Here is a 17429-nt window from a genome sequence, read left to right on the forward strand (position 1 = left end):
CGGACAACTCTACTGACTTCATGACCTGGACTACGTGCGGACAGGCCGAACGGACAGGTGCCCGGACCGCGAGCTTTGCGGTCCGGGCACCGTGGTTCTGTTCATCAGCGGGTTTTGCTCACTAGCTGAACATGATGCTGCTGATGTTCACGAAGCCGACGACGGCAAGCGCGACCACCGAGACGGCGATCATCGTGATCACGGTGCGCCACCCGATCGCGGTGACGGCTACTGCGACGGCGGCGGCGATTCCGAGTGCACTCCCTGCGGACATCTCGTTCCCTCCCGACTAGCGAGTACGTGCTCCCAGGTGTGGGCGGTCCTGGGCGCCTCGCCTGATAACAGGGTCTCGTGTTGTAGGTTGTCTGTCAACGGTCGCCAGGTTGCCAGACAAGTTGCAACCAGACTGCGATAGGCCTAAGCTGAACCAATGCCCGCCGACGACGCACATCTCGGCGAGAGCTGGTCGCTCTCGCCTGATTCGCGACGACCCCTCCCGGAGCTGATCGAGCAGAAGCTCCGCGAGCAGATCATCGGGGGCACCCTCAAAGCCGGTGATCGGCTCCCCACCGAACCCGAACTGGCCCGCAAACTGGATGTCGCCCGGTCGTCGTTGCGTACAGCTCTGCAGCGACTTCAGCTCCAGGGCATCGTCGAGGTGCGCCGCGGCCTGGGCTGGTACGTGCGCCGCACCGACCTCGCCGCGGTCGAGGAGCACCTCGAAGGCAGGCTCGCCGCCAGGCAGTTCTCCCAGACGGACCTGCTGGAAGTGCGCATCGCACTGGAGACCACCGCGGCGAGCCTCGCCGCCGTGCGCGCCGGTGACGGTGAGCTGGACGAGCTGGCCAAGCTGAACCGCCGCTACCAGCGGGCGCCCGTCGACGACATGCAGGAGGTGATCGAGTCGGACGAGGAGTTCCACTCGGCGCTGATCCGCGCGTCGCACAACGAGCTGCTGGAGCAGATGTACCAGACCCTGGTTCCCGGCCTGCAGGACTGCAAGCGGCACGCGCACCCGTCCCGCGAGGTGCACAACCGTTCGGCGAACGAGCACGAGCAGGTCGTCTGGTTCCTCCGCAGGCACGACGAGGTGGGCGCGAAAAGCGCGATGACCACGCACCTGCTGGGCCTGTACAACGACCTCGCCACCGACGACGCGAAGCCGAAAGCGACGCTGAGCACCTACGTAGGGGTGTCGGACAACCCCATCTGGAACAAGCCCCGCTGATACGGCATTGACCGAAAGGGTCTGGCGCTGACCCGAGATCACTCCCACCATGTATGGACGACCGGTGGAGTGAGGGGGCGGCGACCAGGTGGTGATAGCGCGCAGGCACAAACAAGTGCTGGCCGTCGCGATCCTGCTGTTGGCCGTCGCAGCCGCTGATCTGACCGCCGTGCTGCTGTGGCAACCCACTTCGCGAAGCGTGCTGCACGACGCGTTGGTGGTGCTCTGGCCGTTGCCGGCGTTGACGGGATTCCTGCTCGGCGTCTACGAATTGTTCCTGCACAAGCGCCTCGTCGCGGAGATCGGGCGGATCTCCGGGCCGAGCATCGTCGAACACCTGCTGCCGTCCGAGGTGCTGCGCACGTTCCTCTCGTACGTGTACGGCCCGAACGCCGCGAACGACGACGTGGTGGCAGGTGTTCTCGGCGGCGACGGCATGCGCCCGCGTGGCGACGACCTGACGATCAGCACCGGCACCACGGTCAAGCTCGAACTGCAGGGCATCGACACCAAGACGTACCACCTCATGACGACCCAGCGGTACCAGTTCCGCAACAGCGTCCCCGCCGACCGCTTCGTCATCTTCGCCACCTCCAACGCCACCCTGCGCGACACCATCAGCGCCGCCTGCCGCTACCCGTTGTTCGAGCTCTACTTCATCCCGGACTCGTCACTGTTCCTCGACTCCGTGGACGACCTGCGCCACTCCACCCAGATCGCCATCGACTACCTCGACCACGAGGGCCAGCGCCGCTCGGCCGAACCCAGCCAGATCCCACCGGTAGAGGTGAGGTTCGACCAGTGGAGCAACTACCTGACGTTCTTCCGCGAGTCCACCGGCCCGCTGGGCAAACTCAGCCCGCTCGACCACATGAGCGATCTGCGGATCTTCGAGTGCGACCTCAACGGCATCGCCGACGACCACGTGGTGCGCGCGATCCGCGGCCTCACCGTCTGGTCGCGCACCTTGCAGCGCACCAACGACGGCTTCTGCTACTGGCAGTCACCCTATCCGTCCTTTGTGGACACGATCAGCTTCGACGCCACCGGGCTGGCGGTCGACCAGTCCCCCAGGCACGAGTTCCGCGTCATGCCCTTCACGTTCCGGTCGGCGACGGCTTCCGCCCAGTGGCTGGAGGCGAGCGAACTCGACGACCTGGACGTGCGGTCGTGGTTGCTGCCGGGGCACGGGGTTGCGCTGCTGTGGCGGGAAGCGACGGGCTGAGTCACCACACGGCGACAGCACCCTGCCCCTGCACCACCCACCGGTCCAGCCGAAGCGAGAGGTACCCGTCCTCCGCGTCGAGCATCAGGTTCTCGACGCTGCCAAGAAACACTTGCACGAACACCTTGAGCCCTTGGTTCCGCACGAGTTCTCGCATGTCCATCGTCAGAGTCCTGACGAACATCGGGCGATCGGCATACCACCACGAGAAGTGTTCGGCGATGTCCTGCGACCAACGCAGGTGTTGCCGCACTCTGACGAACTCGTCTTCCTCCCGGCTGAGATCCGCGAGGAAGAGCACCAGATCGCCTTGCGTCATGCCGACCGGCGGCGATATGTACCTGCGGACCGAATTCGTCGCCACCTTGCGGAACTCGACCCGTCTTGTCACGCCGGACCGTGGTTCGACATAGCACTCGAGCTTCTCTCCGAACGACTTCGCCTCCTCCTCGAACGAGGTCTCGGTGGTCAGAGTCGCAACGTCGAACAGCTCGGGACATGCGTCCGACAGTGCCGTCGTGTGCGTCATCGAGGCGTCGTGGTGAACAGGCCTCGTCGACAGCAGCAGCGACATGAACGTCGACTTGTCCGCCGTACGCGGAATGTGGCGATCGAGTGCAGTGGTGATCAGCTCTTCAGGCGATGTCGTGTCCAGCACGAGCTTTTTGATCGCGGGCGCAGCCTCATCGCGCAACGCGTCGAGCTTGCGGTCCATGCCGCGCAACAACTCGCCCTGCCCCTTGGTCCGGACCCACTCGAAGTAGATCGAGATGAGCAGCACCAGCACGAGGTCCTTGGTGACGGACCCGAGGCTGCGTGCGACCGCGTCGCCGGCCTCCGGGTTGAGCACCGCGGACACGACGATCCTCGGCACCGGCGTGTTGATCAACGCGATCGTCGCGAGCAAGCTGCCGAAGTAGACGAGCACGCGTGACCGCATGGCACCTGATCAGTCGATGGGCCGCACGTAGACGGTGCCGCCACCAGTCGGCATGCGGCGGAACCAGTCGACGCCGCGCACCGGTTGCGGTGGCCAGCACGGGCGCTCGGGCAGCTGCGGAGCCGGAGCCGGCGCCGGAACGGGACGGAGCGGATCGGTGGCCATCGCGGTCTCCCTCACCTGCGGCTGGCCTTGGAGCCTATCCACGGCGAGGGCCCCAGGGCGCCTGCCGAGAGGGTGAGCGTGGTGCTGCAAGCGAGCGCAAGAACTTGCGTACACTTGCGCCATGACGCAACGGAGGCTGGCCGAGGTCGCGGCCAAGGTCGGGGTCAGCGAGGCGACGGTCAGCCGGGTGCTGAACGGCAAGCCGGGCGTCTCGGACGCCACGCGCAGTGCCGTGCTCACCGCACTTGACGTGCTGGGATACGAGCGGCCGACGCAGCTGCGGGGTGAACGGGCGAGGCTGGTGGGGCTGGTGCTGCCGGAGTTGCAGAACCCCATCTTCCCCGCGTTCGCGGATGTCGTGGGTAACGCGCTGGCGCAAAGGGGCTTCACGCCGGTTCTCTGCACTCGCACGGCCGGTGGCGTGACGGAGGCGGAGTACCTGGAGCTGCTTCTGGAGCAGCACGTGTCGGGGATCGTGTTCGCGGGCGGGTTGTACGCCCAGAAGGACGCGAGTCACGGGCACTACCAGCAGATGATGTCGCGGAAACTCCCTGCGGTGCTGGTCAACGCCGCGATAGACGACCTGGCGTTCCCCAGGGTGTCGTGTGATGACGCGGTGGCGGTGGAGCAGGCGTACGGGCATCTGACCTCGCTGGGGCACCGGCGGATCGGGGCCGTGCTCGGGCCGCCAGACCACGTGCCGAGCCTGCGGAAGCTCGAGGCCATCACCAAGTGCGGTGGGGCGGATGTCGAGCACGCCATGTTCAGCCTCGAAGGCGGGCAGGCGGCGGCGACCAAGCTCGTGCAGCGCGGCGTCACGGCGATCATCTGTGCCAGCGACCCGCTGGCGCTGGGGGCGATAAGGGCCGTCAGGCGGGCTGGGTTGGACGTTCCGAAGGACGTTTCGATCGTCGGTTATGACGATTCCGCGTTCATGACCTGCACGGATCCGCCGCTCACGACGGTCAGGCAGCCCATCGAGGCGATGGGGCGGGCCGCGGTGGAGCTGCTGGCCAACCAGATCTCCGGCAACGCGGTGGCGCCGGACGAGTTGCTGTTCGAGCCGGAGTTGGTGGTGCGGGCGTCCAGTGCGCCGGTGAGGTAACGAAGCGCAGTCGCCTTCTTGCGAGTTTTCGTCTGGATATTGCGTTCAGATGTAACGGGGACTTATGGTCGCCGTCACATCGACGCGCTCGCGAGAAGGGCGGCCCCACCATGAAGAAGTCCGCTGCCGTGCTGCTAGGCGGTGTCCTCGTTCTGAGCACCGCCGCCTGTGGGAGCGGTTCCACGACTGAGCCCGGCGGCAAGGTCACGATCAACATCAATGGTCAGCCGCCGCAGACCCAGGCGTTCGACCGCAAGGTCTTCGACGAGGACGTCGCGGAGTTCGAGAAGCAGAACCAGAACATCGACCTCGTGCCGCACGAGGGGTTCATGGACCCGAAGACGTTCAGCGCCAAGCTCGCCGGCGGGCAGCTCGAGGACGTCTTCTACGTCTACTTCACCGATCCCGCGGCGCTCATCGCCAGGAAACAGGCCGCCGACCTCACCGACTACGTCAAGGACGTCCCGCACTACGGCGACCTCAAGCAGGAGCTGAAGGACGTCTTCACGGTCGACGGCAAGGTTTACGGCCTGCCCACCGCCAACTACACGATGGGCCTGCTCTACAGCCGCACCAACTTCACCAAGGCCGGCCTGAACCCGGACCAGCCGCCGAAGACCTGGGACGAGGTGCGCACCGCCGCCAAGAAGCTCAAGGACGCCGGTGTCACGGGGTTCGCCGAGTACAGCAAGAGCAACCAGGGCGGCTGGCACTTCACCACGTGGATGAAGTCCGTCGGTGGTGACATCGCCCGCAAGGACGGCGACACCTACAAGGCCGACTTCAACAACGACAAGGGCAAGGAAGTCCTGCGCCGTCTCAAGGAGATGCGCTGGGACGACAACTCCATGGGCGAGAAGCAGCTCCTGGAGATCGGCGACGTGCAGAACATGATGGGCGCGGGTCAGCTCGGCATGTACCTCGCCGCGCCCGACAACGTCGCCGCGATCGTCAACCAGTTCAAGGGCAAGTACGACGACTACGGCCTGGCGGCGATTCCGGACCAGAAGGGCACCCTGCTCGGCGGCGAGGGGTACATGATCAACCCCAAGGCCACGCCGGACAAGATCAAGGCCGGCCTGAAGTGGATCCAGTGGAAGTACCTGAACCCGGACCGCCTCGAAGGCAACCTGCAGAAGTACAAGGACCGCGGTCAGCCCGTCGGCCTGCCGATCCCGCCGATCGCCGACATCTGGACCGGTGAGCCGCGCAAGCAGCAGGAGGACCTGAAGTCCAAGTACGCCACCATGCCGGTCAAGAACTTCCAGGCCTATGTGGACGGTTCGGAGAAGACCAAGGGCTCGCTCGAACCGCCGCAGGCGCAGCAGGTCTACGCGATTCTCGACACCGTCGTGCAGGCCGTGCTGACGAACAAGGACGCTGACCACGCGGCGCTGCTCAAGGACGCCGAGACCAAGGTCAACGCTGTTCTGGCGCAGGTGAAGTAAGTGCGGCGACACGTCACCGCGTACGGCTTTCTGAGTGCCGCACTGGTCGTCTTCGCGGTGTTCTCCTGGTACCCCATCGTGCGCGGGGTGGTCCTGAGCTTCCAGCAGGTCAACTTCGTCACGAGCCCCGACTGGGTGGCCTGGGAGAACTTCGAGCGGCTCTTCGCGGACCCGCTGTTCGCGGTGGCGTGGCGCAACACCTTCTACTTCACGGTTCTGGCCCTGATCCTCGGTTTCGGCGTCCCGTTCCTGACCGCCGTGGTGCTCAACGAACTGCGGCACGCCAAGGGCTACTTCCGGCTGCTGGTCTACTTGCCGGTCATGTTGCCGCCGGTCGTCACGGCCCTGCTGTGGAAGTGGTTCTACGATCCGGGACCCGGCCTGTTCAACTCGGTCCTCAGAGGACTCGGGCTGCCGACGTCCCAATGGCTGGATTCCAGCAGCACCAGCATGGTCAGCCTCGTCCTGGTGATCACGTGGGCGAACATGGGCTCGGCGACGCTGATCTACCTGGCCGCGCTGCAGACCATCCCCGGTGAGCTGTACGAGGCCGCGGACCTGGACGGCGCGGGCATCCTCAAGAAGATCTGGCACGTCACGATCCCGCAGACCAAGTTCGTGATCCTCATGCTGCTGCTGTTGCAGGTCGTGGCAACGATGCAGATCTTCACCGAGCCGTTCGTCATGACCGGCGGCGGCCCGGAGGAGTCCACGGTCACCGTGCTGCTCCTGCTGTACCGGTACGCCTTCTACTACAACGACTTCGGCACCGCGAGCGCGCTGAGCCTGATCCTGTTCGCCGTGCTGGGCGTCTTCTCCTTCCTGTACCTCAAGATCACCAGGAAGGCGGACTCATGAGGACGCTCACCAGGGGCACCGGCACCGTCTACTGGATCGTCCTCACCGGCACGCTGGTCCTGTTCACCGCCGCGTTCCTGCTCCCGCTGGTCTGGGTGCTGCTCGGCGCGTTCAAGCCGCCGGCGGAGCTCGCGCAGCAGCCCCCGACGATCCTGCCGGAGACGTGGGAGCCGAGCGCGTACGTCGACGCGTGGAACTACATGGACCTCGGCCGGTTCTTCCTCAACACGTTCGTCGTCGCTATCGGCGCGTGGGCCGTGCAGATGGCCGTGATCGTGCCCGCCGCCTACGCGCTCAGCAAGCTGAGGCCGTGGGGAGGCAACGTGATCATGGGCCTGATGCTCGCCACGCTGATGCTGCCCGCGACGGCACTGCTGGTCCCGGTGTACCTCACGCTCGTCGACCTCGACCTGCTCAACAACCCGGCCGGCATCTGGCTGCCGGCCGCGGCGAACGCGCTGAACGTCTACCTGCTCAAGCGGTTCTTCGACCAGATCCCGGAAGAACTGCTGGAGGCGGCCAGGATCGACGGCGCGAACACCTGGACGACGCTGGTCAGGATCGTCCTGCCGATCTCGCGGCCCATCCTCGCCGTCGTCTCGATCTTCGCGGTCGTGGCGGCCTGGAAGGACTTCATCTGGCCGCTGCTCGTGTTCCCCGATCCGGCGAAGCAGACGCTCAGCGTTGCGCTGCAACGCTTCGCTCCGGACACCCCGATCAACCTCCTGCTCGCGGGCCTCGTGCTGGCGAGCCTGCCGATGGTGGCGCTGTTCCTGGCGTTCCAGCGGCACATCCTCGCGGGGCTCACCGCGGGCGGCGTAAAAGGCTGAAAGGACTTCAGATGAGTTGGTGGCGCAACGCATCCATCTACCAGGTCTACCTGCGCAGCTTCGCGGACGGCAACGGTGACGGCATCGGCGACCTGGCCGGCCTCCGCGCCAAGCTCCAGCACATCGCGAGCCTCGGCTTCGACGCGATCTGGCTCAACCCGTGGTACCCGAGCCCGCTCGCCGACGGTGGCTACGACGTGGCGGACTACCGCGACATCGAGCCCGTCTTCGGGTCGCTCGCCGATGCCGAGAAGCTCATCGCGGACGCGCACGGGCTCGGCATCAGGATCATCATCGACCTCGTCCCGAACCACAGCAGCGACCAGCATCCGTGGTTCAAGGACGGACTGTGGGATCGCTTCCACGTCCGTGATTCCGAGGAGATCCCCAACGACTGGCAGTCGCGGTTCGGCGGCCCCGCCTGGAGCAAGCTCCCGGACGGCCGCTGGTACCTGCACCTCTACGCCGCCGAGCAGCCGGACTTCAACTGGGAGAACCAGATCGTCCACGACGAGTTCGAGGACATCCTGCGGTTCTGGCTCGACCGCGGCGTCGACGGGTTCCGCATCGACGTGGCGGACGGGCTGGTCAAGGACTTCAGCAGGCCCGACGTCGACCTGCCGTACTCCGACCAGGACGGTGTGCACGAGATCTACCGCAGGTGGCGGCAGATCGTGGACTCCTACGACGGCGACCGCATCCTCGTCGGCGAGATGTGGCTGCCGGACCCGGTCCGGTTCGCCCGGTACCTGCGCCAGGACGAGATGCACAGCGCGTTCAACTTCGACTTCCTCTGCTGCCCCTGGAACGCCCAGGAGCTGCGCAGTGTCGTCGACAGCACGCTGGCCGCGCACGAACCCGTCGGCGCGCCACCGACCTGGGTGCTCTCCAACCACGACGTCACCCGGCACGTGACCCGCTACGGCCGTGAGAAGACGGGTTTCTCCTTCGCGGACCGGCAACACGGCGCCCCGACCGACTTCGAACTGGGCACCCGCCGGGCCCGCGCGGCGATCATGCTCACGGCCGCGCTGCCCGGTGGCGTGTACGTCTACCAGGGCGAGGAACTGGGCCTCTGGGAGGTCGAGGACCTGCCGGACGAGCTGCGCGAGGACCCGGTGTGGCACCGCTCCGGCTTCACCGACCGGGGTCGCGACGGCTGCCGCGTGCCACTCCCCTGGTCCGCCGACGACGGCCCGAGCTGGTTGCCGCAGCCGGAGAACTGGCAGCAGTTCTCGGTCGCGGCCCAGTCGGACGACCCTGAATCGATGCTCGCCCTGTACCGCGAGGTGTTCGCGCGGCGCCGCGCGATCGACGGCGACCTGGAGTGGCTGGATCTCGGCGAGAACGTGCTGGCGTTCCGGCGCGGCGACCACACGTGCGTGGTGAACCTGTCCGACGGGCCGATCGATCTGCCTGGCGTGCCAACGTTGTCAAGCATTCCGCTGGAGGACGGCAGGTTGCCGAGGGACGCGGCCGCCTGGCTGAGCCGGCACTGAGCGTGAACTGAGCTGTACCGACCGAGGGGTCGAGAGCGGTTGTGGTCGAACGTTCGACCACAACCGCTCTTGCGTTTCCGCCCAACTGGGGGCGATACGGGCAGATCACCACCCGCTTTCGGGCGGGCCCGGTCCGGGCGACCTGCGTGAACACGCCGTCACACACGGCGAACCGGGCAGATATCGGGCAGGATCTCAGCTAGTTGTGGTGCCGACCACAGTGTTACCAGGGTGTTTCATCTATGCACGGCCCGAACGGGCAACCCAAGAGCCGAGTGGGCAGGTGACATGCGAGCCGAGGAACGCAAGCGGCGCATCCTGGCCAGGGCCCGCGCCGACGGCCGCGTCGACGTGGTGGAGATGGCGCAGGAACTTCGCGTCGCGCCCGAAACGGTCCGGCGTGACCTGCGGGTGCTGGACGAGCACGGCCTGGTCCGCCGCACGCACGGTGGCGGTGTCCCGGTCGAGAGCGCCGGCTTCGAGACAGGACTCCGGTTCCGCGCCGGATCGCACGTGCCGGAGAAGCGGCGGATCGCGAAGGCCGCCGCCGAACGGATCGACGACGCCGAGACAGTCTTCATCGACGAGGGTTACACGCCACAACTCGTCGCGGAGGCCTTGCCCACGACCAACCCGCTCACGATCATCACCGCGTCGCTGCCGACCGCGGCGGCGATGTCCGAACACCCGTCGTGCACCGTCCTGCTGCTGGGCGGTCGCGTCAGGGGCCACACACTGGCCACGGTGGACCACTGGACCACCCGGATGCTGGGCGAGATGGTCATCGACCTCGCCTACATCGGTGCCAACGGCATCTCCCGCGAGCACGGCCTGACGACGCCCGATCCGGCGGTCGGCGCGGTGAAGGCCAAGGCGCTCAACGCGTCCCGGCGGAAGATCTTCGTCGGCACGCACACGAAGTTCGGTGTCTCCAGCTTCCACCGGTTCGCCGAGGTCTCCGATCTGGAGGCGATCGTCACCGATTCCGGCCTCTCCGCACACGAGGCCCACCGCTACACCCTCCTAGGCCCCAAGGTCATCAGAGCCTGAAGGCGTCTGCAAGTACTACCAACTCGGAGTTGGCGGTACTTGCAGACGCCAGCAAACCCCACCTTTGGGCGCCATCCCCCCTCTTTGACGCGCCCGAAAACCCTTTGAAAGGAACCGACGATGTCGTCGATTCGCACACCACTCCTCCGCACATTCGGGGCCGCCACCGCCGTGTTGCTGCTCGCGTCCGCTTGCTCGGGTGCGGGCGGCGGGGGTGGTGGTGCCGACTCGGTCAACGTGCTCATGGTGAACAACCCGCAGATGCAGGATCTGCAGAAGCTGACCGCGGACAACTTCACCAAGGACACCGGCATCAAGGTGAACTTCACCGTGCTGCCCGAGAACGACGTCCGCGACAAGATCAGCCAGGACTTCTCCAGCCAGGCCGGGCAGTACGACGTGGCGACGATCTCCAACTACGAGACGCCGATGTACGCCAAGAACGGCTGGCTCGCGCCGATGGACGACTTCGTGGCCAAGGACAGCGCGTTCGACCAGGCCGACATCCTGGAGCCGATCCGGCAGTCGCTGACCGCCGCGGACGGCAAGGTGTACGCGCAGCCGTTCTACGGCGAGTCGTCGTTCCTCATGTACCGCAAGGACATCTTCGAGGCCAAGGGCGTCACGCTGCCCGAGAAGCCGACCTGGCAGCAGGTCGCGGAGGCCGCCGCGAAGGTCGCCACGCCGGAGGTCCGCGGCATCTGCCTGCGCGGCCAGCCGGGCTGGGGCCAGGTCATGGCGCCGCTCACCACCGTCGTGAACACCTTCGGCGGCACGTGGTTCACCAAGGACTGGCAGGCGCAGGTCAACGCGCCGGAGTTCAAGGAGGCCACCAAGTTCTACGTCGACCTGGTGCGCAACTACGGTGAGGCGGGTGCTCCGCAGGCCGGGTTCGCCGAATGCCTCAACAACATGACGCAGGGCAAGGTCGCGATGTGGTACGACGCCACCGTCGCCGCCGGTCTGCTCGAAGCCAACGACTCCCCGATCAAGGGCAAGCTCGGCTTCACCCAGGCGCCCGTCGTGAAGACCGACAGCTCCGGCTGGCTCTACACCTGGGCGTTCGGCATCCAGAAGGCGTCGAAGAAGCAGGACGCGGCCTGGAAGTTCATCTCCTGGGCGTCCGGCAAGGGCTACGAAGAGCTGGTGGGCAAGAACCTCGGCTGGTCGAAGCTCCCGGACGGCAAGCGTTCCTCTACCTACCAGCGCGCCGAGTACAAGCAGTCCTCCGGTTCGTTCTCCGCGCAGGCAGAGGCCGCGATCAAGGGCGCGAAGCCGTTGAACCCCGGTGTGCAGGAACGTCCGGCGCCCGGTATCCAGTTCGTCGGCATTCCCGAGTTCACCGACCTCGGCACACAGGTGTCGCAGCAGATCAGCTCCGCGATCGCGGGCGCGACGTCGGTCGACGACGCGCTGAACAACGGTCAGGGACTCGCCGAGAAGGTCGCAGCCAAGTACAAGGGGCAGTGACATGGCGGTCATCACCCGGGAGCGGCCGGTCGTCGACCGGCCGCCTCCCGTCCCCCGCAAGAGTTATCCGAAGTGGGCCAGGCGGGCCCCGTTGCTGCCGGCGCTCATCTTCCTGATCGTCGTGACCCAGCTGCCGTTCGTGGCGACGCTGGTCATCTCCTTCATGAAGTGGAACTCGCTCGACCCGACCAATCGCGGGTTCGCCGGGTTCGACAACTACGTCAACGTGTTCACCGATCCCGACCTGCGATCGTCCATTGTGAACACGATCGTGCTGACCGCGTCCGTGGTGCTGATCAGCCTGGTCCTCGGGCTCGGGCTGGCGTTGCTGCTGGACAAGAAGTTCCGTGGCCGGGGGTTCGTGCGCACCATGCTGATCGCGCCGTTCCTCGTCGTTCCGGTGGCGGCGGCGCTGATCTGGAAGCACGTGCTCTACAACCCGGAGTACGGCCTGTTCAACGGCATCCTGAACTGGCTGGGCTTCGACGCCCAGCCGGACTGGATCAGCACCATGCCGATGAGCGCCGTGGTGTTGTCGCTGGTGTGGCAGTGGACGCCGTTCATGATGCTGATCCTGCTGGCCGGGTTGCAGAGCAAGCCGATCGAACCCGTCGAGGCCGCCACGATCGACGGCGCCTCGTCGTTCCAGATCTTCCGGTACCTGACGTTCCCGCACCTGCGGCAGTACCTGGAGCTCGGCGGGCTGCTCGGCTCGATCTACATCGTGCAGAACTTCGACGCGGTCTTCACGATCACGTCCGGTGGCCTGGGCACGGCGAACCTGCCGTACATGATCTACCAGACCTTCTACCAGGCCCACGAGTACGGCGAGGCGTCCGCGGCCGGCGTGATCGTGGTCGCCGGGTCGATCCTCATCGCGACCTTCGCGCTGCGCGTGGTGTCCTCGCTGTTCAAGGAGGAGACGCGATGACCCGCATTTGGGGAGTGCTCGCCTGGTTCGCCGGCATCGTGTTCTTCGCGCCGGTGGCCTGGATGTTCCTGACCTCGCTGCACAGCGAGACGGACGCGGCCACGAACCCGCCGTCCATCGCGGCACCGCTGACGCTGGACGGCTACACGGAGTTCTTCGACGGCGGCGCGTGGCCACCGCTGCTGAACTCGTTCAGCGCCTCGATCGGATCGACGATCATCGTTCTGCTGCTGGCGATCCCGGCCGCGTACGCGTTGTCGATCAAGCCGGTCGAGAAGTGGACCGACGTCCTGTTCTTCTTCCTGTCCACCAAGATGATGCCGGTCGTCGCGGCACTGCTGCCGATCTACCTGATCGCGCAGTTCGCCGGGATGCTCGACAACATCTCGTTCCTGACGCTGCTGTACTGCTCGATGAACCTGCCCATCGCGGTGTGGCTCATGCGGTCGTTCCTCTCCGAGGTCCCCAAGGAGATCCTCGAGGCGGCCTCGATCGACGGCGCCGGGCTGATCACGATCCTGCGCCGGGTGGTGGCACCCATCGCGATGCCCGGCATCGCGGCGACGGCGTTGATCTGCTTCATCTTCAGCTGGAACGAGCTGTTGTTCGCGCGGGTGCTGACCGGTGTCGTCGCCGGTACCGCGCCGGTGTACCTGACCGGGTTCGTCACCTCGCAGGGGCTGTTCCTGGCCAAGGTCTGCGCCGCGGCCGTCGTGGTTTCCCTGCCGGTGCTCATCGCCGGGTTCGCCGCCCAGGACAAGCTGGTCCAGGGCCTTTCGTTGGGAGCAGTCAAGTGAAAGCAGCCCAAAAATGAAGGCAGCTCTGATCACCGGCGTCGGGTCCGTCGAAGTGACCACTGTGGACGATCCTGAGTGCGGTCCTCGCCAGGTGGTCGTCGACGTGGCGGCCTGCGGCCTGTGCGGAACGGACCTGCACATCCTGCAGGGCGAGTTCGCGCCGACGCTGCCGGTCGTGCCGGGCCACGAGTTCGCCGGCACGATCGTGGAGATCGGGTCGCAGGTCAACGAACTCGCCGTCGGCGACCGGGTCGCGGTGGACCCGTCGCTCTACTGCTACGAGTGCCGGATGTGCCGTGCGGGCAAGAACAACCTGTGCGAGCGCTGGGCGGCGATCGGCGTCACGACGGCCGGCGGTGCCGCCGAGTACGCGGTGGCACCGGTCGCGAACTGCGTGAAGCTGCCCGACCACGTGCGGACCGAGGACGCGGCGTTGATCGAACCGCTGTCGTGCGCGGTGCGCGGGTACGACGTGCTGCGGTCGCAGATGGCGTCGCGGGTGCTGATCTACGGCTCGGGCACGATGGGCCTGATGATGCTCCAGCTCGGCAAGCTGACCGGGGCGTCGTCGATCGAGGTCGTGGACCTGAACCCGGAACGCCTCGAAACGGCTCGGCAGCTCGGCGTCTCGGCGGTCGCCTCGTCCGCGGACGAGCTGGACCGGCCGCAGGGCTGGGACGTCGTCATCGACGCCACCGGCAACGAGAAGGCCATCCAGGACGGGCTCGGCCGGGTCGCGAAGGGCGGCACGTTCCTCCAGTTCGGCGTCTCCGACTACTCGGCGCGGGTGACCATCGAGCCGTACAAGATCTACAACCAGGAGATCACCATCACCGGCTCGATGGCGGTGCTGCACTCGTTCGAACGGGCGGCGGATCTCTTCGCGACCGGAGTACTCGACCCCGAGATCTTCATCAGTGACAGGGTGCCGCTGACCGACTACGCGGGGGCGTTGGACCAGTTCAAGGCAGGTAAGGGACGCAAGATCCAGGTCCTGCCGTGAGCTAGTCCGGCAATTGGGCGAAACGATCGTGGGCACTCGTGTATCCAGACGAGTGCCCACGACTCCTTCCAGACATGTCGAAGTCCGGGCAGAAAGTGGTACCGCCGTACTTTTCGCACATGTCCGACGAAGAGCTCCTGTCTTGGTACGCGGAGCTTCAGGCGCGGGCGATGAACCCGCAGTCTGGGGACGTCGATTTCGACCACGTCCACAAGGCTGCCGAGCCGGTGTCCGTTGAGGAGTTGCGTCATCGGATCATGACCTTCCAGGGCTGGCCGGGTGGCCTCTCCACGCAAGATGCCGGTTCGCCGTTTCACAACCTGTGGCACTGGCTCAGCGACTGACCCGACGCGAGGTAACCCTCGCTCGGGTCATTGGCGCGCTGGTGGCCGCCTGTGTGCTCTACGCCGTCGTGCACACAGCGGTCACCGGCGCTGTCTCACATCCGCGGCACTGGCTGGTCGCGTTCGCCTGCACCCTGCTCGGGGTGCGGGTGATCGGCCATGTCCGCAGGTCGGCCGTCGGGTGGCTGCTGCTGGCCATGGGCGTGTTCGGCGCGGTGGCCGTCGCGGTCGCCGGCCAGCCGGTCACGCACCCCGCCCGTTGGGTCGAGGCATGGGTCTGGTGGCCCACCTACGCGTTGTTGCCCGCCGTGGCGCTGGTCTTCCCCAACGGCAAACCGTTGAGCAACCGCTGGTGGATCGCCATCGGTGCGTCGTTGTTCAGCGCTCTCGCGGGCACCGTTGGGATCGCTTGGGCGTCGTGGGGCAATCCCGCCGACTTCTGGCAGGTGCCCGGCGGTGGACTGGCCAAGACGATCACGCTGATCGCCGTGCTCGCGGCTCTCGTCGCGGTGATCGCCGCTGTGGTGTCGTTGTTCATCAGGTGGCGGCGGGCTGAAGGCGATGAACGCCGTCTGCTCGTGTGGGCTGTCGCGCTGTTGGTGTTGGCTGTCGTGGCGACCGTTGTGGAGACGACGGACGGACACGTCGCATGGGTCGTTGGTGTGCTTGCGTTTCCGGCTGCTGCTGTCATCGCCATCGTGCGGTACGGGTTGTACGACATCAGCCTGCTGATTCACCGGTCGTTGCTCTACGGCTCGCTCACTGTCGTGCTGCTGCTGGTCTACCTGGGCGTGATGGTCGGGGCAGGCCGGCTGTTCACGAACGACGCCGAGGTGATCGGCGTGGTCGCGGCGGGGCTGGTGTTCGCGCCGATTCGCAGCTGGTTGCAGCGCAAGCTCGACCGGTGGCTGTTCGGCGAGCGCAACGATCCCTATGCGGCGCTGTCGACGTTGAGCGAGAGACTCGAACGCTCGCAGGACGTGCTGCCGACCGTCGCACAGACCGTGGCCGAGTCGTTGAAGCTGCCGTACGTGGCGATTCGCGGTGGGTCGGTGCTGGCCGAACACGGGCGCAGTCGCGGGTGGCCGCAGTTGCGCTTTCCCATGACCTATCGCGGTTCTCTGGTGGGCGATCTCGTCGTTGAGCCACGTGCGCCTGACGAGCGGTTGAGCGACCAGGAGCTGAGTCTGCTCGTCGATCTTGCCCGCTCCACCGCACCCGCCGCACAGTCGATCAAACTGACCGCCGATCTGCAGCTCGCGCGCGAACGGCTCGTGCGTGCGCGCGAAGAAGAACGGCTGCGGCTCAGGCGCGACCTGCACGACGGCGTCGGACCGGCGTTGGTCGGCATTCGGTTGCAGCTGAGAGCTCTGCGACGGTCGCTGGGTGATGTGCTCGATCCTGTTCTGGGTGACGTCGACTCGACCGCCGGCGAGGTGCGCAGGCTCGTGGACGGGCTGCGGCCGCCGATCCTCGACCAGGGCCTGGCGCTGGCTGTGCGGGACGAAGCCGCGCGGTTCAACGGTGACCTGCGCGTTCAGGTCGAGGCCGAGGAGATCGACGGACTGTCCGCCGCCGTCGAAGTCGCGGCCTACCGGATCGTCGCGGAGGCGCTGACCAACACCGCCCGCCACGCCGAGGCGTCGACCTGCCTGATCAGCGTGCGCGCGGACGGCGACCTGGTCGTGGAGATCGTCGACGACGGCCGCGGGGTGGCGGCGGACGCGAAGCCCGGTGTCGGCCTCGACTCGATGCGCGAACGGTGCGCGGAGCTGGGTGGATCGTGCACAGTGGGACCTGCGCAACCACACGGGACACGGGTGGTGGCGCGGATTCCGTTGGAGGCCCAGTGACGCGCGTGGTGATTGCCGACGACCACCCGGTGTTCCGGCGCGGGCTCAAGGCGTTGCTGGACGGCGAGGACGGCCTGGAGGTCGTCGGCGACGCCGCGGACGGCCAGGAAGCCGTGTCCGTCGTCCTCGACCTCGAACCGGACGTCGTCGTGATGGACCTGCACATGCCCGTCCTGGGCGGCGTCGAGGCCGCGAAGCAGATCCTGGCGGCGTTGCCGACGTTGGGCGTGCTGGTTCTGACGATGCACGAGGACGACGAACTCGTGTTCGCCGCGATGAAGGCCGGCGCACGCGGCTACCTGGTCAAGACGACCGACGACGACGAGATCGTGCGCGCCGTGCAGGCGATCGGCGCCGGTGAGGCGATCTTCAGCGCCACCATCGCGCAACGGATGATGGGATACTTCACCGCTATCTCGTCGTCCAAGGCCGTGCTGTTCCCCCAGCTCACCGACCGCGAACGGGACGTGCTGGAGCTGATGGCGTCCGGCCTCGACAACACCTCGATCGCCCACAAACTGAGCCTGTCCAGCAAAACCGTGCGCAACCGCGTGTCCGAGATCTTCACCAAGCTGCAGGTGGCGGACCGCGCGCAAGCGATCGTGCGTGCCCGTGAAGCGGGGCTGGGAAGTCCCGGCCAACTCGGGACAACGGTCACCTGACGACGGGACTTCTCCCCCGGT

Annotated in this window: 18 protein-coding genes; 15 read left to right on the forward strand and 3 right to left on the reverse strand. The window is 66.5% G+C overall.

Annotated elements, in window-relative coordinates:
• Positions 1-121: 121 nt before the first annotated feature.
• The gene (locus SK803_RS21535; RefSeq protein WP_319967837.1) at positions 122-274 is read right to left on the reverse strand and encodes a hypothetical protein; all 153 of its coding nucleotides are present in this window, start codon (positions 272-274) and stop codon (positions 122-124) included.
• Between the two features lie 156 nt (positions 275-430).
• Here SK803_RS21535 and SK803_RS21540 point away from each other — a divergent pair, with 156 nt between their 5' ends.
• Together SK803_RS21540 and SK803_RS21545 are read left to right on the forward strand one after the other, a co-directional pair.
• Positions 431-1228: a FadR/GntR family transcriptional regulator gene (locus SK803_RS21540; RefSeq protein ID WP_319967838.1), complete on the forward strand. Its 798-nt coding sequence runs from the start codon at positions 431-433 to the stop codon at positions 1226-1228.
• A 91-nt stretch (positions 1229-1319) separates the two neighbouring features.
• The gene (locus SK803_RS21545) at positions 1320-2453 is read left to right on the forward strand and encodes a hypothetical protein (protein ID WP_319967839.1); all 1134 of its coding nucleotides are present in this window, start codon (positions 1320-1322) and stop codon (positions 2451-2453) included.
• Between the two features lies 1 nt (position 2454).
• Here SK803_RS21545 and SK803_RS21550 read toward each other — a convergent pair whose 3' ends face one another.
• Entirely contained in the window at positions 2455-3393 is a 939-nt protein-coding gene (locus SK803_RS21550) for a hypothetical protein (RefSeq protein ID WP_319967840.1), read from the reverse strand.
• 9 nt (positions 3394-3402) lie between these two features.
• A complete protein-coding gene (locus SK803_RS21555) occupies positions 3403-3558 on the reverse strand; it encodes a hypothetical protein (protein ID WP_319967841.1) in 156 nt (51 codons plus the stop codon).
• Positions 3559-3679: 121 nt separating this feature from the next.
• Between SK803_RS21555 and SK803_RS21560 the strand changes: the two genes are divergently transcribed.
• The 13 genes from SK803_RS21560 (at position 3680) to SK803_RS21620 (ending at position 17408) form a co-directional block, all read left to right on the forward strand.
• Positions 3680-4663, forward strand: coding sequence for a LacI family DNA-binding transcriptional regulator (locus tag SK803_RS21560; RefSeq protein WP_319967842.1), 984 nt, complete (start codon positions 3680-3682; stop codon positions 4661-4663).
• A gap of 110 nt (positions 4664-4773) precedes the next feature.
• Positions 4774-6111, forward strand: coding sequence for an ABC transporter substrate-binding protein (locus tag SK803_RS21565; RefSeq protein WP_319967843.1), 1338 nt, complete (start codon positions 4774-4776; stop codon positions 6109-6111).
• On the forward strand, positions 6112-6969 hold the full coding sequence (locus SK803_RS21570; protein ID WP_319967844.1) for a carbohydrate ABC transporter permease: 858 nt from the start codon (positions 6112-6114) through the stop codon (positions 6967-6969).
• Positions 6966-7799: a carbohydrate ABC transporter permease gene (locus SK803_RS21575; RefSeq protein ID WP_319967845.1), complete on the forward strand. Its 834-nt coding sequence runs from the start codon at positions 6966-6968 to the stop codon at positions 7797-7799. Before SK803_RS21570 ends, SK803_RS21575 begins: the two co-directional genes overlap by 4 nt.
• 11 nt (positions 7800-7810) lie before the next feature.
• A complete protein-coding gene (locus SK803_RS21580) occupies positions 7811-9298 on the forward strand; it encodes a glycoside hydrolase family 13 protein (protein ID WP_319967846.1) in 1488 nt (495 codons plus the stop codon).
• Between the two features lie 288 nt (positions 9299-9586).
• On the forward strand, positions 9587-10348 hold the full coding sequence (locus tag SK803_RS21585; RefSeq protein WP_319967847.1) for a DeoR/GlpR family DNA-binding transcription regulator: 762 nt from the start codon (positions 9587-9589) through the stop codon (positions 10346-10348).
• Positions 10349-10468: 120 nt separating this feature from the next.
• The gene (locus SK803_RS21590) at positions 10469-11818 is read left to right on the forward strand and encodes an ABC transporter substrate-binding protein (protein WP_319967848.1); all 1350 of its coding nucleotides are present in this window, start codon (positions 10469-10471) and stop codon (positions 11816-11818) included.
• Between the two features lies 1 nt (position 11819).
• The gene (locus SK803_RS21595) at positions 11820-12749 is read left to right on the forward strand and encodes a carbohydrate ABC transporter permease (RefSeq protein WP_319967849.1); all 930 of its coding nucleotides are present in this window, start codon (positions 11820-11822) and stop codon (positions 12747-12749) included.
• Positions 12746-13546: a carbohydrate ABC transporter permease gene (locus SK803_RS21600; protein ID WP_319967850.1), complete on the forward strand. Its 801-nt coding sequence runs from the start codon at positions 12746-12748 to the stop codon at positions 13544-13546. The genes SK803_RS21595 and SK803_RS21600 overlap by 4 nt, the downstream gene beginning before the upstream one ends.
• A gap of 13 nt (positions 13547-13559) precedes the next feature.
• Entirely contained in the window at positions 13560-14549 is a 990-nt protein-coding gene (locus tag SK803_RS21605; protein ID WP_319967851.1) for a zinc-dependent alcohol dehydrogenase family protein, read from the forward strand.
• A gap of 119 nt (positions 14550-14668) precedes the next feature.
• Complete coding sequence (locus SK803_RS21610; RefSeq protein ID WP_319967852.1) at positions 14669-14893, forward strand: hypothetical protein; 225 nt, start codon at positions 14669-14671, stop codon at positions 14891-14893.
• Between the two features lie 41 nt (positions 14894-14934).
• Entirely contained in the window at positions 14935-16746 is a 1812-nt protein-coding gene (locus tag SK803_RS21615) for a sensor histidine kinase (RefSeq protein ID WP_319967853.1), read from the forward strand.
• Complete coding sequence (locus SK803_RS21620; protein ID WP_319967854.1) at positions 16743-17408, forward strand: response regulator transcription factor; 666 nt, start codon at positions 16743-16745, stop codon at positions 17406-17408. Before SK803_RS21615 ends, SK803_RS21620 begins: the two co-directional genes overlap by 4 nt.
• Positions 17409-17429: the final 21 nt, after the last annotated feature.

Origin of the sequence: Lentzea miocenica, assembly GCF_033949945.1 — a bacterium.
GTDB classification, from domain to species: Bacteria; Actinomycetota; Actinomycetes; order Mycobacteriales; family Pseudonocardiaceae; genus Lentzea; species Lentzea miocenica.